The sequence below is a fragment of the Mesorhizobium sp. M1027 genome (assembly GCF_040318745.1).
Lineage (GTDB): Bacteria > Pseudomonadota > Alphaproteobacteria > Rhizobiales > Rhizobiaceae > Mesorhizobium.
This window is the reverse complement of record NZ_JAMYMW010000008.1, coordinates 201,438-226,472: the sequence shown is the minus strand read 5'-3', so window position 1 is coordinate 226,472 and position 25,035 is coordinate 201,438. Positions and strand designations below refer to the sequence as shown.

Annotated in this window: 27 protein-coding genes and 2 pseudogenes; 12 read left to right on the top strand and 17 right to left on the bottom strand. The window is 63.9% G+C overall.

The annotated features are described in order from the left end of the window. Positions 1-2: 2 nt before the first annotated feature. Positions 3-314, bottom strand: a complete 312-nt coding sequence (locus tag NKH50_RS17410) for a hypothetical protein (RefSeq protein ID WP_352880076.1) — start codon at positions 312-314, stop codon at positions 3-5. Between the two features lie 144 nt (positions 315-458). On the opposite strand from NKH50_RS17410, the gene NKH50_RS17405 reads away from it, so the two are divergent. Both NKH50_RS17405 and NKH50_RS17400 read left to right on the top strand, forming a co-directional pair. Then, positions 459-824: a VOC family protein gene (locus NKH50_RS17405; RefSeq protein ID WP_352507817.1), complete on the top strand. Its 366-nt coding sequence runs from the start codon at positions 459-461 to the stop codon at positions 822-824. A 229-nt stretch (positions 825-1,053) separates the two neighbouring features. Next, positions 1,054-1,278: a hypothetical protein gene (locus NKH50_RS17400; protein WP_352880074.1), complete on the top strand. Its 225-nt coding sequence runs from the start codon at positions 1,054-1,056 to the stop codon at positions 1,276-1,278. A 23-nt stretch (positions 1,279-1,301) separates the two neighbouring features. Here the strand turns inward: NKH50_RS17400 and NKH50_RS17395 are convergent, their stop codons facing one another. From NKH50_RS17395 to NKH50_RS17360, 8 genes are all read right to left on the bottom strand, one after another. Continuing rightward, entirely contained in the window at positions 1,302-2,525 is a 1,224-nt protein-coding gene (locus tag NKH50_RS17395) for an MFS transporter (protein ID WP_352880072.1), read from the bottom strand. After that, positions 2,522-3,904, bottom strand: coding sequence for an NAD(P)-binding domain-containing protein (locus NKH50_RS17390; RefSeq protein WP_352880070.1), 1,383 nt, complete (start codon positions 3,902-3,904; stop codon positions 2,522-2,524). The genes NKH50_RS17395 and NKH50_RS17390 overlap by 4 nt, the downstream gene beginning before the upstream one ends. 44 nt (positions 3,905-3,948) lie before the next feature. Beyond that, positions 3,949-4,281, bottom strand: a complete 333-nt coding sequence (locus NKH50_RS17385; RefSeq protein ID WP_254819693.1) for an ArsR/SmtB family transcription factor — start codon at positions 4,279-4,281, stop codon at positions 3,949-3,951. Between the two features lie 69 nt (positions 4,282-4,350). Continuing rightward, on the bottom strand, positions 4,351-4,773 hold the full coding sequence (gene arsC, locus NKH50_RS17380) for an arsenate reductase (glutaredoxin) (RefSeq protein WP_352740141.1): 423 nt from the start codon (positions 4,771-4,773) through the stop codon (positions 4,351-4,353). Continuing rightward, positions 4,770-5,456 carry an aquaporin gene (locus tag NKH50_RS17375; protein ID WP_352880067.1) on the bottom strand — a complete coding sequence of 229 codons (687 nt, stop codon included), beginning with the start codon at positions 5,454-5,456 and terminating at the stop codon, positions 4,770-4,772. Before NKH50_RS17375 ends, arsC begins: the two co-directional genes overlap by 4 nt. A gap of 5 nt (positions 5,457-5,461) precedes the next feature. After that, the gene (locus NKH50_RS17370; RefSeq protein ID WP_352880065.1) at positions 5,462-5,968 is read right to left on the bottom strand and encodes an arsenate reductase ArsC; all 507 of its coding nucleotides are present in this window, start codon (positions 5,966-5,968) and stop codon (positions 5,462-5,464) included. Positions 5,969-5,983: 15 nt separating this feature from the next. Beyond that, a complete protein-coding gene (locus NKH50_RS17365) occupies positions 5,984-6,316 on the bottom strand; it encodes an ArsR/SmtB family transcription factor (protein WP_352475581.1) in 333 nt (110 codons plus the stop codon). 68 nt (positions 6,317-6,384) lie between these two features. Then, positions 6,385-7,032, bottom strand: a complete 648-nt coding sequence (locus tag NKH50_RS17360; RefSeq protein ID WP_352880063.1) for an NAD(P)H-dependent oxidoreductase — start codon at positions 7,030-7,032, stop codon at positions 6,385-6,387. 77 nt (positions 7,033-7,109) lie between these two features. On the opposite strand from NKH50_RS17360, the pseudogene NKH50_RS17355 reads away from it, so the two are divergent. Beyond that, positions 7,110-8,071, top strand: a pseudogene (locus NKH50_RS17355) (SDR family NAD(P)-dependent oxidoreductase). A 43-nt stretch (positions 8,072-8,114) separates the two neighbouring features. Here the strand turns inward: NKH50_RS17355 and NKH50_RS17350 are convergent. Both NKH50_RS17350 and NKH50_RS17345 read right to left on the bottom strand, forming a co-directional pair. Next, entirely contained in the window at positions 8,115-8,705 is a 591-nt protein-coding gene (locus NKH50_RS17350; protein WP_352705601.1) for a DUF922 domain-containing Zn-dependent protease, read from the bottom strand. A 331-nt stretch (positions 8,706-9,036) separates the two neighbouring features. Further along, positions 9,037-9,462 carry a MerR family transcriptional regulator gene (locus NKH50_RS17345; protein WP_352880061.1) on the bottom strand — a complete coding sequence of 142 codons (426 nt, stop codon included), beginning with the start codon at positions 9,460-9,462 and terminating at the stop codon, positions 9,037-9,039. A 62-nt stretch (positions 9,463-9,524) separates the two neighbouring features. Here NKH50_RS17345 and NKH50_RS17340 point away from each other — a divergent pair, with 62 nt between their 5' ends. Together NKH50_RS17340 and NKH50_RS17330 are read left to right on the top strand one after the other, a co-directional pair. Then, positions 9,525-10,271, top strand: coding sequence for a cation efflux transmembrane domain-containing protein (locus NKH50_RS17340; protein WP_352705606.1), 747 nt, complete (start codon positions 9,525-9,527; stop codon positions 10,269-10,271). An 813-nt stretch (positions 10,272-11,084) separates the two neighbouring features. Continuing rightward, the gene (locus NKH50_RS17330) at positions 11,085-11,729 is read left to right on the top strand and encodes a peroxiredoxin-like family protein (protein ID WP_352705608.1); all 645 of its coding nucleotides are present in this window, start codon (positions 11,085-11,087) and stop codon (positions 11,727-11,729) included. Between the two features lie 364 nt (positions 11,730-12,093). Here the strand turns inward: NKH50_RS17330 and NKH50_RS17325 are convergent, their stop codons facing one another. Then, entirely contained in the window at positions 12,094-12,402 is a 309-nt protein-coding gene (locus NKH50_RS17325; RefSeq protein ID WP_352705610.1) for a hypothetical protein, read from the bottom strand. 132 nt (positions 12,403-12,534) lie between these two features. On the opposite strand from NKH50_RS17325, the gene NKH50_RS17320 reads away from it, so the two are divergent. The 4 genes from NKH50_RS17320 (at position 12,535) to NKH50_RS17305 (ending at position 15,892) form a co-directional block, all read left to right on the top strand. Beyond that, entirely contained in the window at positions 12,535-13,974 is a 1,440-nt protein-coding gene (locus tag NKH50_RS17320) for a LuxR C-terminal-related transcriptional regulator (protein ID WP_352880058.1), read from the top strand. Between the two features lie 93 nt (positions 13,975-14,067). Further along, positions 14,068-14,832 carry a pseudouridine synthase gene (locus tag NKH50_RS17315; RefSeq protein ID WP_352880056.1) on the top strand — a complete coding sequence of 255 codons (765 nt, stop codon included), beginning with the start codon at positions 14,068-14,070 and terminating at the stop codon, positions 14,830-14,832. A gap of 157 nt (positions 14,833-14,989) precedes the next feature. Further along, positions 14,990-15,337: an antitoxin Xre/MbcA/ParS toxin-binding domain-containing protein gene (locus tag NKH50_RS17310; protein WP_254819704.1), complete on the top strand. Its 348-nt coding sequence runs from the start codon at positions 14,990-14,992 to the stop codon at positions 15,335-15,337. A 93-nt stretch (positions 15,338-15,430) separates the two neighbouring features. Then, the gene (locus tag NKH50_RS17305; RefSeq protein ID WP_352880231.1) at positions 15,431-15,892 is read left to right on the top strand and encodes an RES family NAD+ phosphorylase; all 462 of its coding nucleotides are present in this window, start codon (positions 15,431-15,433) and stop codon (positions 15,890-15,892) included. A 17-nt stretch (positions 15,893-15,909) separates the two neighbouring features. On the opposite strand, the pseudogene NKH50_RS17300 reads toward NKH50_RS17305, so the two are convergent. After that, positions 15,910-16,034, bottom strand: a pseudogene (locus NKH50_RS17300) (HAD family hydrolase); the annotation flags it as partial. Positions 16,035-16,119: 85 nt separating this feature from the next. Between NKH50_RS17300 and NKH50_RS17295 the strand changes: the two are divergent. After that, complete coding sequence (locus tag NKH50_RS17295; RefSeq protein ID WP_352880054.1) at positions 16,120-17,514, top strand: NfeD family protein; 1,395 nt, start codon at positions 16,120-16,122, stop codon at positions 17,512-17,514. After that, on the top strand, positions 17,511-18,275 hold the full coding sequence (locus NKH50_RS17290; RefSeq protein WP_254819707.1) for a slipin family protein: 765 nt from the start codon (positions 17,511-17,513) through the stop codon (positions 18,273-18,275). Before NKH50_RS17295 ends, NKH50_RS17290 begins: the two co-directional genes overlap by 4 nt. A gap of 50 nt (positions 18,276-18,325) precedes the next feature. Here the strand turns inward: NKH50_RS17290 and NKH50_RS17285 are convergent, their stop codons facing one another. Continuing rightward, on the bottom strand, positions 18,326-19,255 hold the full coding sequence (locus tag NKH50_RS17285; RefSeq protein WP_352880052.1) for a LysR family transcriptional regulator: 930 nt from the start codon (positions 19,253-19,255) through the stop codon (positions 18,326-18,328). Positions 19,256-19,361: 106 nt separating this feature from the next. Here NKH50_RS17285 and NKH50_RS17280 point away from each other — a divergent pair, with 106 nt between their 5' ends. After that, positions 19,362-20,372: a zinc-dependent alcohol dehydrogenase family protein gene (locus tag NKH50_RS17280; protein WP_352880050.1), complete on the top strand. Its 1,011-nt coding sequence runs from the start codon at positions 19,362-19,364 to the stop codon at positions 20,370-20,372. A gap of 255 nt (positions 20,373-20,627) precedes the next feature. On the opposite strand, the gene NKH50_RS17275 is transcribed toward NKH50_RS17280, so the two are convergent. Genes NKH50_RS17275 through NKH50_RS17265 form a run of 3 tightly spaced genes read right to left on the bottom strand, consistent with a single transcriptional unit; the run spans position 20,628 to position 24,411 of the window. Next, positions 20,628-22,949 (bottom strand): xanthine dehydrogenase family protein molybdopterin-binding subunit, encoded by a 2,322-nt coding sequence (locus tag NKH50_RS17275; protein WP_352705629.1) that lies wholly within the window; start codon positions 22,947-22,949, stop codon positions 20,628-20,630. Then, positions 22,946-23,929 carry an FAD binding domain-containing protein gene (locus tag NKH50_RS17270; protein ID WP_352705631.1) on the bottom strand — a complete coding sequence of 328 codons (984 nt, stop codon included), beginning with the start codon at positions 23,927-23,929 and terminating at the stop codon, positions 22,946-22,948. The genes NKH50_RS17275 and NKH50_RS17270 overlap by 4 nt, the downstream gene beginning before the upstream one ends. Next, positions 23,926-24,411, bottom strand: coding sequence for a (2Fe-2S)-binding protein (locus NKH50_RS17265; protein ID WP_352705633.1), 486 nt, complete (start codon positions 24,409-24,411; stop codon positions 23,926-23,928). The genes NKH50_RS17270 and NKH50_RS17265 overlap by 4 nt, the downstream gene beginning before the upstream one ends. Positions 24,412-25,035 lie beyond the last annotated feature (624 nt).

Sequence of the window (25,035 nt, the reverse complement as noted above, 5' to 3'; positions counted from 1 at the left end):
CGCTACCCGGCTTTCTGATCCGCCAGCATACGGTAGTTGCCGATGACTTTGACAGGCGATCGCATTGCCGGGGTCGAACGGCGCTGTGCGTGGTTTTCCGTAAACTCCTTGAAGGCCGCAAGCCCGGTCAGCGCCGACGAATCGCCGTCCTGACCGACGATGTGGACGAACGAACCATCGTCCAGCTCGAGCACGAGATAGCGCACCGTCGGCGGTGCCGCCTCGCCCAGCGCTTCGAACACTTTTTCGACCAGCGCGCGGTTCTCTTCCAGGTCGGCTTGGTTCACACCATATCGAATGAGCGCATAATTCATCGTCGTCTCCTGACTGGTTGGTATGAACGAAGGACGACCGGCCGCGCTGAAAAGATTCTCATTACCGAAGAATCTTTTCGGTTGCCCGCATCGTCTTTCCCGCGTGGGCGGCTGCGCGGCAGCCATCAAGCAGGAGAGACGATCATGCATATCCAGTTTGCCGAGCTTCCAGTGTTCGACCAGGACCGTGCCAAGGCGTTCTACACCAGGCATCTCGCCTGTCAGGTGCTGGCCGACCAGAAGATGGGCGATGGCGGCTGGCGCTGGATCGAGCTGGCATTTCCGCATGCCGTGACGAACCTGCACTTCATCAGGCGCACCGACGACGCCCCCGGCGCGGAGCCGGTATTGGTGCTGGTCGATGAAAATGTCGGAGCAATGAGCGCGGCGTTGAAGGCGAGCGGCGTCGAGATCGTCACCGAACCGCATGAGGCGCCGTGGCAGCCGGGCCGCACGGTGGCGGAGTTTCGCGATAGCGAAGGCAACCGCATGGTCCTCGCCAGCCGATGAGCCACCGGAGCTCTCTGTCCGGCCGGGCGTCGTACCTAAGTCCTACCTCCGGCCGGACCATCGGCCGTGCTTCCTTCGCATTATTATTTCGTGACCTCTGCGCCCCGGAACCTTCCCTTGCATCGGGCGTTCGGGCGCTGTATTCGCGATGCCTCATATTTAGGCAGGCGGAGGAAATGAATAAGGGCGGGTGGCAAAACAAACATGGGCCGGGGAGGAGCATCTTACCATGTCGAACCGTAAAATCGGAATGTCCCACAGTTTGGGGCTGCGCGTTGCTGACCTCAAAGCCAGAATGCGAAGCGCCCAGATCACCGAGCACGAGATGAAGACGTTTCAGAAAGTTGCCGCCATCATGGGAGGCGCCGAAGGCTCCCTGCGGCTGGATGCCGACGATCTGATCGCCGCATCCTTCCTTGCCGACCCCTTAGAATATCTCCCGCTACCCAGGTGAAGGGGGTGAACGCTGGTCAAATCCTATCGGGATTGAACCTGCGATTCCCGCCGGCGGAGCATCCGCCACCCCAAGCCGCATGCCAGGAGGACGTTGGCCAGCGCCAGACCGGAAAGCGCGGCCAACGTCCCATGCGGGCCGAAGCGCTCCAGCAGCAATGCGCCGGCCGAGGGTGCCGCCGCCTGGGCGATCAGGCTCGGCATGGCGAGGCGACCCATTAGTCTCGCATAGCCGTTCGAGCCGAACAGCGCGAGCGGCAGCGTTCCCCGTGCGATGGATTCGAGGCCGATGCCCGCGCCATAGAAACCGAGCGCCACCGGGATGATTGGCATGCCGGCCCAGAGCGCCGAAACGCCGATCGCCACAAAGGCAACTGAGGCGAACTTGGTCAGGATCGGATGGTGGTAGCGCGCAATCATCATCTCGATCGCGCGCGCCGCCACCTGGGACGGGCCGACCAGAGCGCCGAGCCCGACGGCCGCGGCCAGCGCCATGCCGCTGCCCTGCAGGATGGTGAGCAGATGCACCGACAGCGTCGAGGAGATTACCGCCGCAAGCGTGAGGGTCGCGGCCAGAACGATCATGATCGACGGATCCATATTGTTTTCCAGGACCGGTGCCGCCTCCTTCAATTCTGGTTTGACTGCCGGTTGCGGCGCCGCGCGGGGCAGGATCACCAGATAGAGCGGAAGCGCAATTGCCAGCTGAAAGGCGGCGTAAACCAGGCAGGTGCCGCGCCAGCCGACCTCCCCCAGCAGCAAGGCTGAGATCGGCCAGCAGATCGTGCTCGCAAGACCGCCGAACAGCGTCAGCGCGGTGATTGCGGAGCGCGCGCCGTGGCCGTAGTGGCGGCCAAGCGTGGCGAAAGCGGCATCGTAGAGCCCCGCACCCATGCCCAGTCCGATGGTCAGCCAGGCAGCGACATAGGCCGCAAGGTTGGGAGCAAGGGCTAGCCCGATCTGGCCGACCCCGATGCATCCGGCGCTGAATGCCAGGACGTTGCGGCCGCCATGCCGCTCGATCGATGAACCGACGCGCGGAGAGATCAATCCCGCCATGAGCAAGCCGAGAGACAGCCCGCCGACAACCCATGCCAGCGGCCAGCCGGTATCGGAGGAGACCGCCGGTGCAATGACCGCGGGAAGATAGTAGGACGATCCCCACGCCATGATCTGCGTCAGGCCAAGCGTGGTTATGATCGCGCCGCTGCTGCGCAGGATGGCCGTCGAAGGCGGCGAAAGGCTCATGCGGCGACGCTGCAGCCGCAACCGCTTTTGCCGATCGCCTTTGCGTCGACATCGGCGACACAGCAGGCATCCGAAGCGGCGGGCGCCGGACCGCCGCAGCACCCCTTATCGGCAGTACCGATCGTCGGCACGGTGCAGACGCCGGTCTCCGGCAGCACGAGCTGGACATTGTCGGCCGCCACCATGTCTCCGGCGATCGCCGCCGCGACCGAGCGGACCTGCTCATAGCCGGTCAGCAGCAGGAAGGTCGGCGCGCGGCCATAGCTCTTGATGCCGACCGTATAGAACCCTTGCTCTGGATGGCTGAGCTCGCGGTGGCCGTGCGGCGGCACGTCGCCGCAGGAGTGCTCGTTGGGATCGATCAGCGGCCCCAGTGCCTTGACGCTTTCCAGCCACGGATCGAGCTCGAGCCGAAGCTCGCGCGTCAGCGACAGATCCGGGCGTTGTCCGGTCGCGGCGATGATGCGGTCGACCGGGCCAAGCGCCTGCAAACCGTCCCTGGTCTGGCCTTCGACGACCAGCCGTCCGTCGGCATCGCGGATCGAAACAGCCGCAAAGCCCGTCACCAGCCTGACGCCGCCGCTCTCGGCGAGCTCGCGCACTTCGGCGCCGAGTTCGCCGCGTGCCGGCAATTGGTCGGCATCGCCGCCGCCATAGATGCGCACCAGATCGGTGCCGCGCGTTGTCCAGATGAAAGCCGTGCCGGCCTCCACATTTGCCAGGCTGGCGAGATCCAGCACCGCATTGGCGGCGGAATGGCCGGAGCCGGCGACCAGCGTCGTCTTCCCCGCATAAAGGCTGCGGTCGCGGCCGAGAATATCGGGTATGCCGTAGGCGATGCGGTCGGCAAATTCGGCTTCGCCTTCTGCAGGAATTCCGCCGGCGCCGAGCGGGTTCGGCATCTGCCAGGTTCCCGACGCATCGATGACGGCGCGGGCGCTGTCGCGCCTGGTGCCGGTGGAGGTTTCGACTACCAGCATGAATGGCCGGTTTTCGCGTACCTTGCTCAGCACCTTGTCGGCGCCCCAGCGCGAAATGCCGACGACGCGGGCGCCGGTTTCGATCGACTGCGACAATTGCGGAAGCTTTGCAAGCGGCTCGAGATAGTCCGCGACGAGGTCGTCCGCGGTCGGGAATGCCTCGGGCTCGGGCATCCGCCAGCCATGCGCCTCGAGCAGGTCTCTGGCCGCCTGATCGACGCAATAGCGCCAGGGCGTGAACACCCGGACATGGCCCCAATCCCTGAGATTGGATGCAACCGCATTGCCGGCTTCATAGACTTTGACAGGAATGCCCTGCGCGATGAGGTGGACCGCTGCTGCCAGACCGACCGGCCCGGCGCCGATCACCGCGACGGGGAGTTTTTCAATTGTTTCCATGTCTTCCATCCTTCCGGTAATTTCGAATTATAATGCCAAAAAAATCACGCCGCCGTTTTGGCGACCGCTTCCGCCGATGCCGGCGCACAGGTGCCGTCGGCGCAGCATTCGTCCGCGAGGTATCCGATGAGCCCGTTCATGGCGGGATAGTTGGCCCGGCAGATCAGCGTGGTCGCCTGGCGCTCCTGCGTTACCAGGCCGGTGTCGACCAGCCGCTTGAGGTGATGCGACAGCGTCGAGGCGGCGATGCCGAGCCTGTCCTGGATGCGCCCGACCGGCAGCCCCTCATCGCCGGCTCGCACCAGCGTCCGATAGAGCTGCAACCGCGTCGGGTTGCCGAGGGCTTCAAGTTGTGCGGCTGCTTTTTCGAGTTTCATGGAAATAAGCTATTTCCAGAATCGCTGCACGTCAAGAGAATTTCGACAAAGATCGAAATAAGACGATATCTAGCCGACGCGCTTACCGCTGGCGTCGATGACGACCTCGCCGTTCTCCTTGGTGAACGGGCCGATATCCGGATTGGGCAGGATATCGAGCACCGCTTCGGAGGGTCGGGCGAGCATGGTGCCGAGCGGCGTCACCACGATAGGCCGGTTGATCAGGATCGGATGCGCCAGCATGAAATCGAGGATCTCGTCGTCGCTCCACTTGGGGTCGCCCAGGCCGAGTTCGCCATAGGACGTGCCCTTCTCTCGTAGCAATTGGCGCGGCGTCATGCCCATCGCCGCGATCAGCTCGACGAGTTTTTGCCGCGATGGCGGGTTCTTCAGATATTCGATCACCTCCTGCTCCTCGCCGGACTGCCTGATCATGGCCAGCGTGTTGCGCGAGGTGCCGCAATCGGGGTTGTGGTAGATGGTGATGGTCATTGCGCAGCTTTCATCTGTCCGACTGGTTTCGGTTGGGCGAGCAGCCACCCTGCCAATGCCACGGCCAGCAACGCGCCCAAAAGCTCGGCGGCGATGAAGCCCGCCAGATCGGCGGGGCGGATCCCGGCAAACGTGTTGGAGAACGCACGGGCGATGGCGACGGCCGGATTGGCGAAGGATGTCGACGCGGTGAACCAATAGGCGGCGGTGATATAGAGCCCGACCAGCCAGGGGATCGAATCCGGACGTGAGCGCAGGCCGGCGAGGATGGTGAAGACCAGCCCGAAGGCGGCAACCAACTCCGCAATCCATTGCCCGCTTCCGGTCCGCACCGTCGCCGACACTTGCAGGATCGGCAGTTCGAACATCGCGTGCGCGAGCAACGTTCCGGCGATGCCGCCGGCAATCTGGGCGGCGACGTAAGCAAGCGCTGCGTTCGTTTCGATCTCGCGTCGAAGCGCGAATACCAGCGTCACCGCCGGGTTGAAGTGCGCTCCGGATATCGGCCCGAATATGGTGATGAGCACGACCAGGATCGCCCCGGTCGGCAAGGTGTTGCCGAGCAGGGAGACGGCGACATCATTGCTCAGCCTGTCAGCCATGATGCCGGAACCGACCACGGTGGCGACCAGCAGAGCTGTGCCGAGGGCTTCGGCGGTAAGGCGGCGGGAAAGATTGGCCATGATGCTCAGCCGGCCTTCGGCAGATTGCGGCCGATCTCATCGAGGCGCTTCTGCAAGGCAACCTTGTCGACCGCATTGATCGGCAGGCTGACAAAGATCGAAATCCGGTTGTTGAGCATGCGGTAGGCTTCGGCAAAGGCGAGATGCTTTTCCGCCTCGGTGCCTTCAACAGCGGCAGGATCAGGTACGCCCCAATGCGCCGTCATCGGTTGCCCTGGCCAGACAGGGCAGGATTCCTTGGCGGCATTGTCGCAGACCGTGAAGACGAAGTTCATCTCCGGGGCTCCAGGCACGGCAAACTCTTGCCAGTCCTTCGAACGGGCAAAGGACGTATCGTAGTTGAGGCTTTTCAAAAGCTGGAGGGCATAGGGATGAACCTCTCCCTTCGGATGCGATCCAGCCGAATAGGCCTTGAACTTGCCGGCGCCGACGCGGTTCAGGATCGCCTCGGCGAGGATCGATCTTGCCGAATTGCCGGTGCAGAGAAAAAGAACATTGTATGGCTCGCTCATGGCGTACCCTCCCTTCTAGCAGTTGCAGGTCACGGCCTGGATGACCGGCTGGCAAAGTTCCGGCGCGCCATTGCAGCAATCCTCCATGAGGTAGGCCAGCAGATCGCGAAAGCCGGTCATATCGGCGAAGTAGCGCACGCTGCGGCCCTCTCGTTCGGTCCGCACCAGGCCGGCATGCGACAGGATCTTGAGATGGGCCGACATCGTATTCGGCAACGCGGCGAGCCGTGAGGCGATCTCGCCCGCAGCTACGCCCTCGGCGCCGGCCCGCACCAAAAGGCGAAAAACGTCCAGCCGGGTCTCCTGGCCGAGCGCGGCAAGTGCGGAAAGGGCGAGCGTCTTGTCCATATTTCCAGATTTCCAGAAATGGGGAATAGAGTCAACGCGCCTATGCCGGTGACGGCCCGCCTAGCTTATCAGCCAGGCACTGTGGCGGCGACCGCATCAGCGCGACCAAGGCTTGCAACCGCTTTCCTGACCCGCTGCAGATGCGCCTGGCGACCGGCGGCCGAGACGCTGTCCATCCGGTAGAGCGCCACGAATTTGGTCCGGCACAGCGGATGGCAGACGGAGCGGAAGCCGCGCAGCAGGGTTCGCCGGCCGGGCTGTCCCATGATCCACGACATCAGCGGAGTGGCACCGCATGTGGTCATCGCCATCACCCGGCGTATGTGCCGCAATTTGGGCCGTGGACCGCGGCGTGCGGTCGGCATCTCGAAAGCGAAGCCCGGCACCAGCACGCGCTCCAGCCAGCCTTTCAGCATCGCCGGCAGGCCATACCACCAGGTCGGGTAAATGAAGACGACCGCCTCCGCCCAGAGCAGCTCCTGCGCATGTTCGTGCACGAGTTGCAGGTTCGCCGCCTTGTCGTGGTAGCCGCGCCACTCCTGCGTGCGCATGACTGGGTCGAAGCCGGTCGCATAGAGGTCGAGCAGATGGACCTGATGGCCGCGTTCGGCAAGCGTCTCCAGCACCATATCGCGGACGGCGCCATTGAAGCTGTCCGTGCAGGGATGGCAATAGACGACGAGGACCTTCATCTTGCGCTTAGCCCGGTCGGTCACGAAAGGATCGCGGTGGTGCCTGCAGGCGCGTCGCATGCAAACAAGCCACCCGCAGACATAGTCGATCAGCTGTTTTCATGCGAAGCCCCGCAGCCCGTATCAAGACGCAACAGCTCCAGTCACGTCAAGGCCCGCTCATTCGCTCAAAGAAAATTGCGCAGACATGGGCTTGCCGGAGGGCGCTGTCCCGGCCCTTCTGTCCCGCAAGCCGTCCGGTCCTTCAGTCGCCCATAAGCATTGCTTTCAGAGCATCCGCACCTAGCTTCAGGGCGTATCCAAAACCTTGGGAGAAAAAGATGCAGACAGGAAAACTGAGCGGCAAGATCGCCTTGGTGACTGGTGCCTCCTCAGGCATCGGCGAGGCCACCGCCTTGGCGCTGGCGGCCGAGGGCGCCACGCTGGCGATTGCTGCGCGGCGCGCCGAGCGCCTGGACAAGCTGGCGAGGCGGATCCGTGAGACCGGCAGTGCGGCGCTGCCGATTGTCGTCGACGTCACCGACGAAACGCAAGCCACGGCGATGGTCGAACGGGTCCAGCAGGAGTACGGCCGGCTCGACATTCTGCTTGCGGTTGCAGGCGTCGGCGTCGCCGCGCCGTCCGCAACACGACGCCGGAAGAGTACCGCCGGATGGTCGACGTCAACATTCTCGGGCTGCTTTATCCGATCCATGCGGCACTGCCCTCGATGCAGCGGCAAGGCGCCGGCCACATCGTCGTCGTCTCGTCCGGCACCGGCCGTTATATCCACCCTTCGGTGGTCTATTCCGGCACCAAGCACGCGGTGAGCGCGATGGCGGAATCGCTGCGCCGCGAGATCGGCAAGGACGGTATCCGCGTCACCTGCATCGAGCCCGGCGCCGTCAAGACCGAGTTCACCCGGAATATGCGCGCCGATGTGCGCCAAGCGGTCGAGCAAAGGCTGGGCGACATGGAGCAGCTGGAAAGCGAGGACATCGCCGCCGCCATCTTGTACGCGGTGACCCAGCCGCCACGGGTCAACGTCAACATCCTGACCCTCTATCCGACCGAGCAGGCGTGAGGGCCGCAAGGTGGTACCCTGCCGCCCCCGCAGCCCTGCAGCATCATCCGCCGGTCATCAGCGCGAACACAAGCTGCCGCAGCTTGCCGCCCGGGCCGAATTCGACCCGGTCGAAATCGCGGCTCGCCTGCCGCTGTGCCTGCGAAATTCCGGCGAGACGTCTCGTAACTTCGGTCCTGATCTTGCTGCAGCCACGGTCATCGGCGACGGTCAGGCCGATGGTGGCCGCCTCGATCTTATGCACCATGTCGATGATGCTGGCGCCATGCACCTTCTCGTGGGCGGCAAGGCCGGCTGAGAAGATCTCCCAGTTCTTCTGGATTGCGCCCGGCAGCCGCGCAGCCGGCTTCGGCAAGGTGTAGGTGATGATCAGCTTCGGTCGCGCCGACACCAGTACGCAGGCGTCGCCTTGCGGCTGGTAGTCCCTCACCCAGGTCAGCTTGAAATTGGTATGCGCGATGACCCGGCGCTCGCCGAGCAGCGGCCCGCGCCCGCCGATCGAGGCATAGAGCTCCGGGCCAGACTGCCCCGAGATGGCATAGGTCTCGACCTTCTCGACCGCCTGCCAGCCGGCATGCGCCAGCGATGTCGGCAGAAAGGCGAGCAACAGGCAAAGGCGAACGGCTGTTTTCATGCAAGTCCTCGCAGCCGCCGTGATCGATGCAAGTGGCGAGCAGTTCCCTTCCGTGGACACAGCCGGCAGCCGGCTATGCTGGGATGCTCGTATACAAGAATCCACAGGTAACGCCATGTCGCCGCGACCGAACATTGCCGGGCAACGCCCTGCCCCCGGAACCCAGCCTCCCGGTGTCAGCCTGCCGCGCGCTGTCTAACTTGGCCTGTGCTCGCGCAAGTCGGAGTGCGTTATCGCTTCTAGCGACGCCTGAATGCTTCGAGTCGGGGTTGACATTCTGTGAAGGTGCGCCGGTTGCCGCCGCCCGCGAACGCTGCCATCACCTCTCCGATCAACTTGCCGCCAACTTCCCATGCGCATGCGTTCGGTCGGCGAGCGTTTCGATCACGCGACACTCGCCGACCCGCCCGCAGGCGCATTCCTCGACCATCTTCCGCAATTCCCTGCGCAGAGCCTTGAGACTGGCGATGCGCTTCTCCACCTCGACCAGCCGCGCCTTCGCGATCTCGTCGGCGCGGGCGCATGATTGATCCGGATCATCCTGCAGCGAAAGCAGCATACGGATCGCATCAACCTCGAAGCCGAGTTCTCGCGCCTGCCGGATGAAGGCAAGCCGCGCTACTGCCCTCCTTCCATAGCGTCGCTGCTTTCCTTCGGTTCGACCCGTTTCGGGCAACAGGCCAATTTGCTCGTAGTAGCGGATCGTCGGTATTTTCACCTCCGCGCGACGAGACAATTCACCGATCGACAAATCCATAAAAAGCCTCTTGAACCTCTAGCCACTAGAGATCCTACAGTGTCTTCATTGAGGAGTCACCCATGTCTGAAGCTTGCTGCGATCATAAAACCAAAAGCTGTGCGGGACCGCCGCCGCTGGTTCTGCCGGCGAAGCTGCACGGTCATTCGCATGATCGTGCAGCGGAAGCCTCATGCTGTTCGGGCGGCGTGCCGGTCTTTGACGGCATGAACCCGCGCTACAAGCGTGTGCTGTGGACGGTCATCGCTATTAATGCGGCCATGTTCCTGACCGAAATGACTGCCGGCTCACTTGCCGGTTCTCAGGCGCTGAAGGCCGACGCGCTGGATTTCCTCGCCGACACCCTCACCTATGGGCTGAGCCTCGCGGTCATCGGCGCGAGCTTGAGGACGCGCGCAACGGCTGCGCTGCTCAAGGGTCTGTCGCTCAGCCTGATGGCGCTTTGGGTTTTCGGCTCGACCGTCTATCAAACGCTGATCCTCGGCGTACCCAGCGCGGAAATCATGGGCATCATCGGCTTTCTGGCCCTTGCCGCCAATCTTGCTTCCGTTGGTTTTCTGATGCCCTACAAGGATGGTGACGCGAATGTCCGCTCGGTTTGGCTGCGCTCGCGCAATGACGCGATCGGCAACATGGTGGTGATGGCCGCAGCTGTCGGCGTCTGGAGTACGTCAAGCGCATGGCCGGATCTGGCCGTCGCCGCACTTATGGCCGGTATCTTTCTAACCTCATCGGTGCAAATCCTGCGGCAGGCCTGGAGCGAATACCGCGAAGGCGCACCAGACCGAACGACTGTGCCTGCCGAATGATCTGTTGGTTATGTGGGCAAGAGCGGATGTCCAGGATACCCGTCTCGTTGTCTGTAATCGGGTCACGGAGCGACGCTTTGTGAAAGCGCCGCTCCCTGTCTTCTGCACGATCCCCGCCTGATCACGCACGCTGCCGGAAAGGGCGACGTCTCCGACGGTGATCGTGACCAGGTCGCAACCCCGCAGCTTGCTGTCGATGGCAAGATTGAACAGCGCAAGATCGCGTTCCGCACCTGATACTGCAGTCGCGTTCGGATGCTCCAGACCTCTCGTGCCTTGGGCGGAGGCTTCTGACGACGATGTGACCCGTGTTCCAACTGCGCATGGTTCTTCTCCTATGCCGCCCTCCACAGCCGCAGCGCCCGATGCGGGCCTGCGAAATTGCAACGTCTAACCTGGAGCCGCCTCCCAGGATTCTGTTCGGAAGGTTACCGACTTGCGCCGCGTCCGATGAAGTGGACCACGCAATGCGCGCAGTCGCGCCATTCGTTGCGCTTCTAAAAAGCGAAGGGCTCAAGTCGACCAAGGAACGCCCATCTGGAGCATAAATCGACTTCGCCGCTGGGTCGCCCCCACGGATGAGGCGACCCACTGTTCCGCGGCGCTCGAGACGGCTCGCGAAACGGACGACCCGCAGATGAATTTTTCGTGTTATGATGAGCTTGCAACACGCGTAATCTCGACCTCGGCAATATGGCAGAGGTCGAAAGCTATTGCCTTGGCACAGGAAGCTTTCGCCCCCGGCAACTTGATCGCCTCCGAAACGCTGGGTGTGCTGCTTTCCCTGACTGACCCAGGGCGAGGAGGTTGTCCATGTCCACGAGTAGTGTTGACCGCCCGCTGCAGCCGGGCGACCGGGCACCGAATGTTGTGCTCAATGCGATCTCACGCGAAGGCAAGATCGCGCTCGATGATTTTCGAGGCCGTAGCCCGTTGTTGATCGGTTTATTCCGAGGCCTGCACTGTCCGTTCTGCCGGCGCCATGTCGCGGCGATGGCGCAACTTAAGCCGGCCCTGCGTGAGAAAGGCGTCGAATGCCTGGCGGTGGTCAATACGCCAGTCGAGCGGGCGCGGCTCTATTTCCGTTACCACCCGGCACCCGATCTTCTCGCCGCATCCGACCCGGAGCGGGCCTCGCACCGTGCCTTCGGCTTGCGCGAGGTCGGGATGGAAACGGTCATGGCGATACCGTTCCATCTCCCGGGCGAGTTGCCCGAGCCTATGGACGTCATGGCAATGAATGAATTTCTTAACAAGAAGGAAGGTTATGAGATTACGGAAGTCGATCAGCAGGCGATGGCTTCCAGCCAGGCGCAGCTTGTCGGCCAGTTCCTAATCGACCGGGCGGGCATCGTACGCTGGAACTTCACTGAAGTTCTGGAGGATGGCCTCAACACCTTCAGAGCGCCGAATCCCGAGGAATTGATCTCGGCAGCTTCCGAAGTTGCACATACTTAGGCTGCGGAACCAGGCTGCTGAAAGCTCGCTCGACGAGCACCGAACTGTGGTGATTTTGGATTCAACCATCATCGAGATGCTCAGGCGCGGAGGGCTAACGGCCGGCTGGCGTGCCGTCCAAGTGGTACAGCGCGTGGTCCAGGCGGAGTGGCGCATGGTCGTCTTCGATCCCCATCAATGGTTTGCTGCCCGGGTGTGTACCCGGCGCGTTTACCTGAGGTGTCGCCCGGTGTCGGGCGGCAGCATCGGGAAGATTTCTGGGCGCGTTGACAGCGCACGGCGCTGAGCGGATCAAGATGGATCCGGCCCGGTCTTCTGCTCAACATTGCCGAAAGCTTGCGCCGCAAAGGGGGATCGCTGGTTGCTAGCGGGCGGCGAGCTTGTCGGACCGTTTGCAATACAAGCGGACGCCGACGGGCACGATCTCATAGCCGGCGTTGTTCAACTGGAGCTTCATCTCCTCGAAATGCCGCTTTGAGCCGCTGACGATCGATTCAGGCGTGTAGTCCCAGCCGTTGCGGGCGGCATTGGCCAGGATGTCGGCGTAGAGTCGCATGCTCGTGATTTTCACATCCGATTCCAGCACCTGCCTGCATCCTCTTGCGAACGACGGCGACGGGGCCGCCGAAGAACTCAAAATCGTGCATGCAATAACGACCGAAACGGTACGCATGGAAGCCCTCCCCTGACTACAGCTGTTGCTGCGGGCGATCTTGCAGTTTGTGCGTCAGCGGCGGCATCGGGCAGATGCAGTATTCGACCCCCTGCATTTGTAGTATTCTTCCGCTGGGGATGGGGTTCCAGCATGATGCTCAACGACGCTTCGAAAGCGCAGGCGCTCGACGCCTTGTCGGGTCGCGAGCGCGCGGTTGCGGAAAAATTCGCGTCCGGTATGACTTACCGTGAAATCGGCAAGGCGCTTTTCATTGCCCCGACCACAGTTCGCACTCACCTTGCGAGCATCTACGAAAAGCTCGGCGTACGGACCAAGATCGGGCTTGCGACCTACTTTAGCGGTATCCCGCGCGCGTCGCAGGAAGCGCTTTTGCCTTTGTCCGAAGCCCCGCCAGCGCTTGCCATATTCCCGATTGAATGCCTCAATTCCGAAGAGCGATGGCGTCGCTTTGCCGATGGCCTGTCGTCGGACATCACCATCGACCTGGCGCGCTACGCAGGCCTGCCTGTCATAGCCTTTCACACGATGAAATCACTGGGCAGCAAGCCGGCCGATTTTGCCGCGGACGGTAAGACGCTCGGCGTCACCTATATAGTTTCGGGCCGGTTGCGCGCCGACGACCAGAGGGTTCGCTTGACGATAGAGCTTGCCGATGCTCGTAACGGCGTCAGCCTGTGGAGGGAGCGCTACGACCGGCCTGTCGAGGACATTTTCCAGCTGCAGGACAGCCTGACCGAAAGCATCATCAATGTGTTTGCCGGCAGTTACGGAACCCTCGCTACCGTCGGCCGCAACGCGGTTCGCCGCAAGCCGCCGGCCAGCCTGCGCGCCTATGATTGCTATCTGCTCGGTGTAGAACAGCACACGACGTTCAGCCGCGCCGGCAATGCGGCGGCGATCCGTCTGTTTTTACGAGCGCTGGAGCTTGACCCCACTTTCGCCAACTGCTGGGCCGAACTCGCCTATGCCTATTCGATCGAGGCCTGCAACGGCTTTGGCGACGACGTGCTGACCTCGATCGAGAACTGGCGGACGGCGGCCGAAAACGCACTGCGCCTCGACCCGACGGACAGTTGCGCCCACGCGTGCCTTGGCAACCTCAGAGCATGCCTTGGCGATCTCGAAGGAGCGGAGAGCGCCCACCGGCGCGCTCTCGAATACGGCTTCAATCATGCCGGCATATTGCCGCTACTTGCCGGCAGCAAGGCGCTTGTCGTTGGCGATCCGGCCGAGGCAATTCCGCTCATCGAGCGTGCCATGCGGCTTAACCCACTGGCCCCGCCCTGGTATTTCGGCATGCAGGGCCGCATTCTGTTCGTCGCCGGCAGACACCGGCAAGCCATTGCAGCGCTCCGCCGGAGTTCGCCGGAGTCGCCGGACGTGCTGATGTTTCTGGCGCTCGCGCATGCGGCCACGGGTGAGGCCGGCGAAGCGGCCAGGTTTGCCGCCCGTTTGAAAGCCGAATTCCCCGAATTTTCGGTCGAACGCTTCATCACTGCCTATCCCGTGACCAATCCGGATGCCGTGCTGGCCATACGCGACGCCGCAAGGCTGGCCAGGCTCATCTAACAGGGCCACATGCATCCGAGGCGACATTCCAGTCCTTGCATGGACACAGCCGGCAGCCGGTTATACTGGAAACGCGGAACGAGAACCAACGCCATGTCGCCGCGACCGAACATTGCCCGGCAGCGCCCTGCCCCCGGGACCCAACCTCCCGGCGTCAGCCTCTGTCGCGCGCTGTCGAAGCTTGGCCTGTGCTCGCGCAAGCAGGCCGAGCTTCTGGTTGCCGAGGGCCGCGTGCGGGTCGCCGGAAAGATCGTGCGCAACGGCTCGATGCGCGTCGATCCAGGCCGCGACCGCATCGAGGTCGACGGCCGCCGCGTCGCCGCCGAGCGCAAGGTCTATCTGATGCTCAACAAGCCGCGCGGGCTGGTCACCACCCGTGACGACCCGCAGGACCGCGGCACCGTCTATGATTGCCTGGCCGGGCTCGACCTGCCTTTCGTCTCGCCCGTCGGCCGCCTCGACAAGGCCAGCGAAGGCCTGCTGTTGATGACCAACGACACGCGCCTTGCGCAGCGCCTGCTCGACCCCGCCTCGCATGTCGCCAAGACCTATCACGTGCAGATCGGCGCGCTGCCCGACGAGGCCATGCTGGCGCGGTTGCGCGCCGGCGCGACAGTCGACGGCGAATTGCTGACGGCCCGCTCGATCGAGCTGCTGCGCGGCGGCACCAGCACCGCCTGGCTGGAAATCGTGCTCGACGAGGGCCGCAACCGCCATATCCGCCGGCTGCTCGCCGCCTACGATATCGAGGTACTGCGCCTGGTACGGATCGCGATCGGATATCTGCAACTCGGCGACCTTGCCAAGGGCAAGGTACGCCATCTGACCGCCGAAGAGCTGGCGCTGCTTCGGGCCTGAGCGACCAGGCAACTGGAGACCCCTCGAACCGAAGCGGCAATTGACATTTGCATCTCTGTTTCATATTTTCCATTTGTGAAACCGAAATGCGCCGATGCAGTCAAAGTGTCAGGCTGACACGCATGGGCGAAGCTGGCTTGGAAGCCGGAGAGAAAACATGGCTACGGCGTTGCGGGCGGTTCCCAGATTCCTGGACGAATTGGGCACGTTTGGCGGTCTCAAGGGAACCGATATTGCAAACATCACCGATGTGTCCAAGGCCACGGTTTCGAGGTGGAAAGCCGGCGACATCAAGCCCCAGCCGCGCAGCGAGCTCATTCTATCGGACCTGCACTATATCGTCGGCCGACTGCAGGAATTCTACGAGCCAAGCGATATCCGCACCTGGCTTTACGCTCGCCACCCGCAATTGAACGGTGAAAGGGCGATAGATCTCATTCACGACGACCGTGCTCTCGACGTGCTCAAAGTCATCGATCGGCTTGAGAACGAGGTCTTTCTCTAGTTGGCGATCGCCGGTCGGAAACGACGTGATAGCCGGCTCATCGACGCTATCGAGGCAATAGTTCCGGTCGAATACTCCGGAACGGTTTGGCGTGTGGTGCGCCAGGGCCGCAGCCCGATCCAGTGCTCGAGCTCCGGTGGCCGTTGGGACGATGGAACATTCGACGTGCTCTACACCTCGCAAGAGCGCGAAGGTGCCTTGAGCGAGATGAGATTCCACCTGACGCGGGGGCAGCCAGTGGTCCCTTCACGTGTCAGATACAATCTCTTCGAGATCGATCTTTCTTTGGACCGGACGCTCAGACTGCTCGACCTGGCCGCCTTGCAGACCCTTGGCCTCGACACCTCGCGCTACGGCCAGCTTTCGTATCAGGAAAAGCACGCCGAATATCCGAGGTCGCAAGACATCGGCGAGGCCGCATATTTCCTCGATTATGACGGTCTGATCGTGCCCAGCGCGCGATATGACTGCCTGAACGTCGTCGCGTTTTGTGATCGGCTGCCGGCCGGAGCGATAACGACAAGGACCGATCACGGGGAAATCGACTGGACTTAGCGGCGGCCCCGCCACCGTCAGGTGCGGCCGCCGACCTCGTCTATATGGCGCAACATGCCGTTGGGTCTGCACAGCCGCGGAACGTGCCCGATTGGCGGAGCTTCTCGGTGCCGTAGCCGCCGCTGAGCAGGCCGACGCCCAGCCGGACCGTGCGATGCGTCACCCGCCGCGAAGCGTCATGGATTTCGGCAAAATCCAGCCCATATCCTAGGTGTGGAGCTTTGAGCGTGAAACTCGCGCGTGCGGTCTTGCTTGCCGCGGCTTTCGTGGCTGTTGCGGCCGTTTGTCCCTCTTCCGCAACCGGAGAGGCGAATGGCCGGGAGAAAATTGCGTTGCGCGTCGAGATCGACGGCGCCATCGGTCCGGCGAGTGCCAGGCAGCTCGAGGAAGCGCTGGTGGTGGCCGCGGACCGAAACGTCGAGGCTCTCATCCTGCAGATGGACACGCCCGGCGGGCTGGTCACCAGCATGCGCGAGATGATCGCCGGCATTCTCGCCTCGCCGGTTCCAGTCATTGGCTATGTCGCGCCCGCCGGCGGGCATGCGGCGAGCGCCGGAACCTATATCCTCTACGCCACCCATGTAGCGGCGATGGCGCCCGGCACCAATCTGGGCGCGGCAACGCCGATCGAGATGGGCGGGCCGCTGCCATCGTTCCCGGACGGCGGCAAGAACGATGGCCCCGAGGGGGACAAGGACAAGAAGAACGCACCCGCGGGCGATGCGATGATCGCCAAGGCGACGAACGATGCCGTTGCCCTGATCCGCAGCCTGGCTGAATTGCGCGGGCGCAATGCCGAATGGGGTGAAAAGGCCGTGCGCGAGGCGGCCAGCCTGTCGGCCGGCGCGGCGCTGCAGCAGCATGTCATCGACTTCGTCGCCCGCGACACAACCGAGCTGCTTCAACTGGCCGACGGCCGGACCGTCGAGATCGCCGGCAAGAAAGAGGCATTGGCGACCAAAGGGCTGCCGGTTGAAACGCTTGAGCCAGGCTGGCTCATCCGGCTTCTCGCCGTCATCACGGACCCGAACATCGCCGTCATCCTGATGCTGGTCGGCGTCTATGGCCTCGTCTTCGAGTTCACGAGCCCGGGCGCGGTCGCGCCCGGCGTGATCGGCACGATTTGCCTGCTGCTCGGGCTCTATGCGCTCAATCTCCTGCCGATCAGCTATGCCGGCCTGGCCTTGATGCTGCTTGGCATCATCTTCCTGGTCGTCGAAGCCTTGAACCCGACTGTCGTCCTTGGGCTGGGAGGCGTGGCTGCGTTTCTGCTGGGCGCAGCCATGCTGCTCAGGATCGAGGGGCCCGGCTTCGAGATGTCGTGGGCCGTTATCGGCACCGCCGCCGTCCTGACGCTCGGCCTGGCACTGTTGACCGGCAGCTATCTGTGGGCGGCCCGCAGGAGCGTTCCGCGTGTTGGCGCACAGGCCATGCAGGGTCTGCCGGCGGAGGTCCTCGACTGGCAGGGCAGCGAGGGCCACGTGCTCGCCCGGGGCGAGCGCTGGCGGGCAAAAGCCGACGAACCGCTTGCAGTGGGCGACAGCGTCGAGGTGGCCGATGTCAGAGATCTTGTGCTGACGATACGGCGCCGCAATGTGAGAAGCGATGGAGCAACGCAATGATCATCGGTTATGTGGCCTATCTGGCAGCAGCACTCGTCGTGGTCATGTTCCTATCCGCGGCCATTCGCATCCTGCGGGAATATGAGCGCGGCGTGGTCTTCACGCTCGGCCGCTTCACCGGGGTCAAGGGCCCCGGCCTTATCATCCTCATCCCCTTCGTGCAGCAGATGGTGAAGGTCGACCTGCGAGTGGTGGTCCAGGACGTGCCGCCGCAGGACGTGATCTCGCGCGACAACGTCTCGGTGAAGGTGAACGCGGTGCTGTATTTTCGTATCGTCGACGCTGAGCGGGCGGTGATCCAGGTCGAAGACTTCATGACCGCCACCAACCAGCTGGCACAGACCACGTTGCGCTCGGTGCTCGGCAAGCATGAGCTCGATGAAATGCTGGCCGAACGTGACAAGCTCAACAGCGACATCCAGGAGATACTCGATCAGCGAACCGATGCCTGGGGCATCAAGGTCTCCGATGTCGAGATCAAGCATGTCGACCTCAACGAGAATATGGTCCGCGCCATCGCCAAGCAGGCCGAGGCCGAACGGCTGCGGCGTGCCAAAGTGATCAATGCCGACGGCGAACAGCAGGCGGCGGCAAAACTCGTCGAGGCCGGCAAGATGCTGGCCGAGACACCGCAGGCCATGCAGCTGCGCTATTTCGAGGCTCTCCATGACATCGCCGGTGAGCGTTCGTCGACGGTCGTGTTTCCGGTGCCGATGGACCTGCTCGGTCATTTCATCAAGCAGGGTGGCGGAGGCGGCTGAGCGCGTAATCTCCCCCCTCGAGGTGTCCTCAAGGGGGGAGATCAGCACCCTCACCTCCGCCACGGCGGGACCGGCGCAAAGCGTTTGCCGATCCAGTCGGCGAAGGCACGTGTCTTGGCGGCTTGCCCCTTGGCCGAAGGCATGACGACATAGACGGCGCCCTCATCGGCAAGCGTCCAGTTCTCCAGCACTGGCACCAGCCGGCCGTCAGCGAGCTCGCGTCCGACCAGCCAATCCGTGCTCATCATCAGCCCGACGCCTTGCACGGCGGCTTCGACCAGCACCTCGGCATCATCGGTGACCAGCGGGCCGGAAACCTCGATACTGACGCGCCGGCCCGAACTGTCGGTCATCTCCCAGGCTGGAAAGGTCTGGAAGCCTGAGAAGCCGAGACAGCTGTGTTCCAGCAGCGCTTCAGGTTCGGTCGGCGTGCCCCGGCGGGCGAGGTAGGACGGTGCGGCGCACAGCAGCCGCCGCCGTGTCGCGACCTTGCGCGCCACCAGCCGCGAATCCTCCAGTGCGCCGAGACGCACGGCAACATCGAAATTCTCGGCGACGAGATCGGCGAAGCGGTTGGAGAACTCGGCCTCGATACGAACGTCGGGAAATTCGGCGAGAAACTGCGGCAGCAGCGGGGCGATCCACATGCGCCCGAACGAGCCGGGCAGCGCCAGCCGCAGCACGCCGCGCGGCCCGCCGCCGGCATGCGCCGACGCGGCAGCTTCGGCTTCGTCGACCGCGGCCAGGATGGCGCGGACGCGGACGAGAAATTCCGAACCCGCCTCGGTCAGCGACACGCTTCGCGTCGTCCGGTGCAGCAGGCGCACGCCCAACCGCTCTTCCAGCGAGGCAAGGCGCCGCGACAGGATCGTCGCGTCGCGGCCGATGCGAGCCGCCGCCTTGGTGAAGGAGCGTGCTTCGGCGATTACCGCGAAGGCGGCCATTTCGGCCAATGCTGCCGGTTCGTACGATTGCTGCATCAGGCGCAGAGCTCAAATGTAAAAGCTAAGGATTATATACCAATAGCGCAGCAGCTAGTTTCACTCAATCCCGGCCCGTCAATCGGGCCGTCAACCGGAGTGAGACATGAAAGCGATCGAACTGACTGCCCCGAGACTGGACGCGTTTCGCGTGGCCACCGTTCCCACACCTGAACCGCAGCGCGGCGAAGTGCTGATCCGCCTGCGCGCCGCAAGCCTCAATTTTGTCGATGTCGCGGTAGCGAGCGGCAACTATCCAGGTCCGAGCTTTCCGCTCATTCCCGTCGTCGACGGCGCCGGCGAGATCGTCGGCATCGGCGAGGGCGTGTCGAGGGTCGCCATCGACGACCGCGTCATCGCCCACGCAAAACCGCGCTGGATCGGCGGCCGTCCTCGGCCTTACGAGACCAGAGAGATGCGCGGCCTGACGCTGCCCGGCTCGCTCGCCGAGTATGTCGCGCTGCCGGCCAATGCCGTCGTGCCGATGCCGGCGCATCTGTCCTTCGAAGCGGCAGCGACGCTGCCGATCGCCGGCACCACCGCATGGAATGCGATCCGCGCCGCCGATGCCGGGCCGGGATCGGTCGTCGTCCTGCTCGGCACCGGCGGTGTCTCGATCTTGACCCTGCAGCTGGCCAAGGCAGCCGGCGCCACGGTCATCATCACCTCGTCGTCTGACGAAAAGCTGGCCCGCGCCAAGGCCTTGGGTGCTGATCACCTCATCAATTATCGTGAGACGCCGGACTGGGACGCCAAGGTGCTCGAGTTGACCGACGGCTTCGGCGCCGATCTGATCGTCGAAACCGGCGGCTCGGCCACCTTCGCCCGCTCCATCAATGCCGCGGCGCCTGGCGGCACGGTGTTCGCCATCGGCTTCGTCACCGGCGCCGAGGCCACCACGAACCTGCTGCCTATCATCATCAAGGCACTCAAGGTGGTGGGCAACAACACCGGTTCGGTGTCCGACCTGCGCGACGCGGCGCGCGCCATCGGCACCGCCCATATCGATCCGGTCATCGACACGGTCTACAGCCAGCACCAGGCGACCGAGGCCTACGCCCATATGGCAGCTGGCGGCCGGCATTTCGGCAAGCTTGCGTTCAGCCTGTCGTGGTGAGCCCGGAAAGGCAGAGCGCGGCTTCATTCCAGCTTGGGTTCCTCGCCCCACGAAAGTGGGAGAGGTGGCTCGGCGAAGCCGAGACGGAGAGGGGAACCGCGCTCTACGAAGGCCCCCTCTCCGGCCGCTTCGCGGCCACCTGCCCCCCGCTTCGCGGAGGGCGAGGAACCCAGGTCTTGAGAGATCGAGAGACAGCGCGCCTCTCCCGGCCATCTCCCCCTCAAGGGGGAAGATCGGCACCTTCGCCGTCTGCCCCTAAATCAGCTTCTCCAGCGTGATCGGCAGGTCCCGCACCCTTTTCCCGGTGGCGTGGAACACCGCGTTGGCGATCGCTGGCGCCACGCCGACAATGCCCAGTTCGCCGACCCCCTTGCCGCCAAGCACCGAGGAGTGCGGATCGGGAATACCGACCGAGATCACCTCGATATCGGGAATGTCGGCATTCGTGGCGATGAGATAGTCGGCGAGATTGTTGTTGACGATGCGCCCATGCCGGCGGTCGACGATGCCTTCCTCGAGCAGCGCCTGGCCGATGCCCATGATGATACCGCCCTTCCACTGGCTTTCGGCGAGCTTGGGGTTGTAGAGCCGGCCCGAATCCAGCGCCGACACCACACGCGACACACGAACCGTGCCAAAGTCCTCGTCGACGCGCACCTCGATGAAATGCGCGCACCAGCTGTAGCGGGAATAGTCGCCCTCGGTGTGTGGCAGCGCCATGGCTATGGTGGTGTAGTTCTTGTAGCGGTCCTCGACCGTCGAATTGGCCGGCATGGTGTCGCCCTTCGCCTCGATATGCTCGCGCCCGACGCTCCTGAGCAGTTCGGCGATGGAAACTTCAGGGCCGTTGCCGCGCGGTGAAGCGATGCGGCCATTGGCGACGACGAGCGTGTTGGCCTGCAGTGCATGGAACGGCGAAGCCGGATCGCTGATGGCGAGCCCGATCAGTTGGTCGAGCGCGGCACTCGCCGCCTTGTGGGCGGCGCCGGTCATCACCCCGGCCAGCCGCGAACCGCCGGTGACGCCGGCACGGGCATAGCGGGAATCGCCAAGCTTGACGACGACGTTTTCCGCCGGCACGCCCACCACCTCGGCGGCGGTCTGCGCCAGGATCGTGTAGGTGCCCTGCCCCATGTCGATCGATGAGCTTTCGACCTCGACCGAACCGTCGGCGAGAATGCGCACGACCGCCTCGCCATAGGCGCGCCGCACCGGGTAGGTGCCGGCGGCGGCACCCCAGCCGATCAGCTGGTTGCCGTCGCGCATCGAACGCGGCTCGGGGCTGCGCTTCGACCAGCCAAAGGCTTCGGCGCCGGCGGCGAACGCCTCACGCAGCTGCCGTGTCGACCACGGCTTCTTGGCATGCGGGTCCTGCTCGGCATAGTTCCTTAGCCGGATTTCCAGCGGATCGATACCGACCTCATAGGCGAGCTCGTCGATGGCGCTTTCGATGCCGAAAGCGCTCGGGTTCTCGCCCGGCGCGCGCAATGCCCCCGGCACCACCGTGTTGACCCGCACGACGTTCTGCCGCGACGAGAAATTCGGCGTCGCGTACATGACCGAGGTGACCGAGCCGAGCGGCTCGACCCACATGCCGTCGACAGAGGTCTCGTTGACGCCGCGATGCACGATCGACTGGATTTTGCCGTCGCGATCGGCGCCGAGCGCCACGGTCTGGCGCGTCGCCGCCCGTCCGCCATAGGCGGTGAAGGTCTGCGGCCTGGTGACCGCTAGCTTCACCGGCCGTCTCAGCATTTTCGCGGCGACTGCCGCTACAGCGCCGTAGCCATAGGCAAACGCTTTGGAGCCGAAGCCGCCGCCAATATAGGGCGAGACAAGGCGCACATTCTCGAACGGCACGCCAAACCATTCGGCATAGGTCCGCGCCATGCCGTCGACCCATTGGCTCGGCTCCCAGACCGTCAGCTGGTCGCCCTGCCACTTTGCGATCAGGCCATGCGGCTCCATCGGCGCCTGGTATTCGCGCGGCGTGTTGTAAGCGTTGCAAATCCTGACCGGAGCCGAGGCGAACGCTGTCTCCGCCTCGCCCCATTCCTTGGTCATGGCGTCGACCGGGATGCCGTCGCCGGCCTTCGGATCGCTGAGGTCGACGATCGCCGGCGCCTCGTCATAGGCGATCTTGACCAGCGCCGCGGCCGCTGCCGCCTGCTCGAAACTCTCGGCCACCACCGCCGCGACATGCTGGCCGCTGAAGGTGATGTCGCGCGCCAGCGGGCAATAGGCGACATCCGGCGGCGGCGTGCCCAGCCAGTCCGTTGCGGTTCTCAGCGGCAGGATATTGTCAGGCGTCAGCACCAGCAGCACGCCGGGCGACGCTTCGGCCGCGGCCGTGTCGATCGAACGCACCCGGCCAGCGGCAATGGTGCTCTCGACCAGCACCGCATGGGTAAGCCCCTCGAGCCGCTGCTCGACGGCGTATTTGGCGGCACCGGTGATCTTGGCCGGGCCGTCGACGCGCGACAGCCGGCCGCCGACCTGATCGGCGAGGGCGGCACCGTCCGAAGCGTCGCCGTGTTTGGCATCGCCGGGTCTTGCTCTCAACTCGTGAACGGTCATGCCGTTTCTCCCATTTTTAGGATGGCGCGGGCGACGACGCGCGGCGCCAGTTGGATCTTGTAGTGGTTGGCGCCATGGTCGACGGCGCCCTCGACGGCGAGCAGGCTGGCTTGCCTGACGACCTCCGGCTCGAGCACTTTGCCTTTCAACGCCTCTTCGACGGCGCGGGCGCGCCATGGCTTGGTGGCGACGCCGCCAAGCGCGACGCGAAGATCGCGGATCGTCCTTCCGTCGGCCTCGAACTCGATACCGACCGCGGCACTTGCCGCGGCGAATTCATAGGACTGGCGGTCGCGGACTTTGAGATAGGTCGAGCGGCGGGCGGCGGCCGAAGCGGGAATGCCGATAGCGGTGATCATCTCGCCGGGCTCGATCGCATGTTCGTTGTCGGGCGTGCTGCCCGGCAGCAGAAAAAAGTTATCGACGGCGATTTGGCGGTCACCGAGATGGACGATTGCGTCGAAAGCGACGAGTGCAACCGCCAGGTCGCCGGGATAGGTGGCGATGCAGGCCTCGCTGGTGCCGAGCACGGCATGGCCGCGGGTGACGCCGCCGATAGCCGAGCAGCCGCTGCCGGGCGAGCGCTTGTTGCAGGCGGGAAAATTCGCCGGGTCGCGGAAATAGGGGCAGCGCGTACGCTGCATCAGATTGCCGCCGATCGTCGCCATGTTGCGCAGCTGCGCCGATGCCGCCTGCCACAGCGCCTCTGAGACGGCAGGGCACCCGCTCTTGATACCGGCATGGTCGGCCACGGTGCTCATCCTGGCCAGCGCCCCGACCGTGGCGCCCCGGTCATCGATCACGATCGTGTCCAGTCCGGTGAGATGGGTGATGTCGACCACGATCTCGGGTTCGGCAACGCCGCATTTGGCGAGATCGACAAGCGTCGTGCCGCCGGCGAGCAGCATGGCGCCGGGCAGTGCTGCTGCCTCACGCGCTGCGTCGACCGAGCCGGCACGGAGATACGAAAAGTCCCTCATGATGTGGCCTCCACGGCTGCCTGGCGCACGGCGGCGACGATATGCGGATATGCGCCGCAGCGGCAGAGATTGCCGGCCATGTATTCGCGGATCTCCTCATCGGAGCCGGCATGGCCTTCGCGAATGCAGGCGACCGCCGACATGATCTGGCCCGGCGTGCAATAGCCGCACTGGAAGGCATCCTGTTCGAGGAAGGCGGCCTGCACCGCATGTAGCGCGCCATCCTCCCCGGCAAGCCCTTCGATGGTGGTGATGGCACATCCTTCGGCCTGCGCGGCAAGAGTCAGGCAGGCCAGCACGCGCTGGCCGTCGATATGGACGGTGCAGGCGCCGCACTGGCCTTGGTCGCAGCCCTTCTTGGTGCCGGTCAGGCCGAGATGATCGCGCAAGGCGTCGAGCAGGGTAACGCGCGGCTCTGCCTCGAGCTCATGTCGATGTCCGTTGATTTGAAGCTGGATCGGAGTTCGGGTTTTGCTTGTCATGGGGCGTCTGGCTCCAGTTGCTTGACGCGGGAGGGGATGATCTGGCGCCCGGCCAGCGAGCGGCAAGGTCAGCTTATGGCGAGGTGAAGGCTAATCTCCCCTTGCGGGGAGATGCCCGGCAGGGCAGCGGGGGTCCGCTTGGCTTGATGCGACCTCCGGGAGGGCCGCGGCTTGCGAGGTCGAAAGACGTGACATACCCGATCCCGTGATTACATGATCCCGTGATTACATGATAAAGGCGCTCCACAAATCGGAGGCGCCTCCGTTTATTAACTAGGAGCGTGCTCCGCCCTGTTCAAGCCCCGGATCGAAATTGATCGAAATTGGAGAAAAATGGGGGCGGGCAGCCAGCCGTCATGCCGGGGGACAAAAAAGCACCACCGGCCCAAGCCGGTGGTGCTCTCTGGACTGTCTGTAGGGGCAGGACAGTCCAATGATCCTGAGGGGATCGCGCTCAACGTGGGCTCATTTTTGCCCCACGGCATCGGCCGAACAGATGAGGAGTGCGGGCCGCGAGGAAATATCCTCCGTCGTCATCCACCGGCCGTGCACCAGAGGCGGGCAAGATGCCTCGCCTGCCGGAACGCCGGCCCAAACTCGATCCTGTGATTATAGTTACTTGCG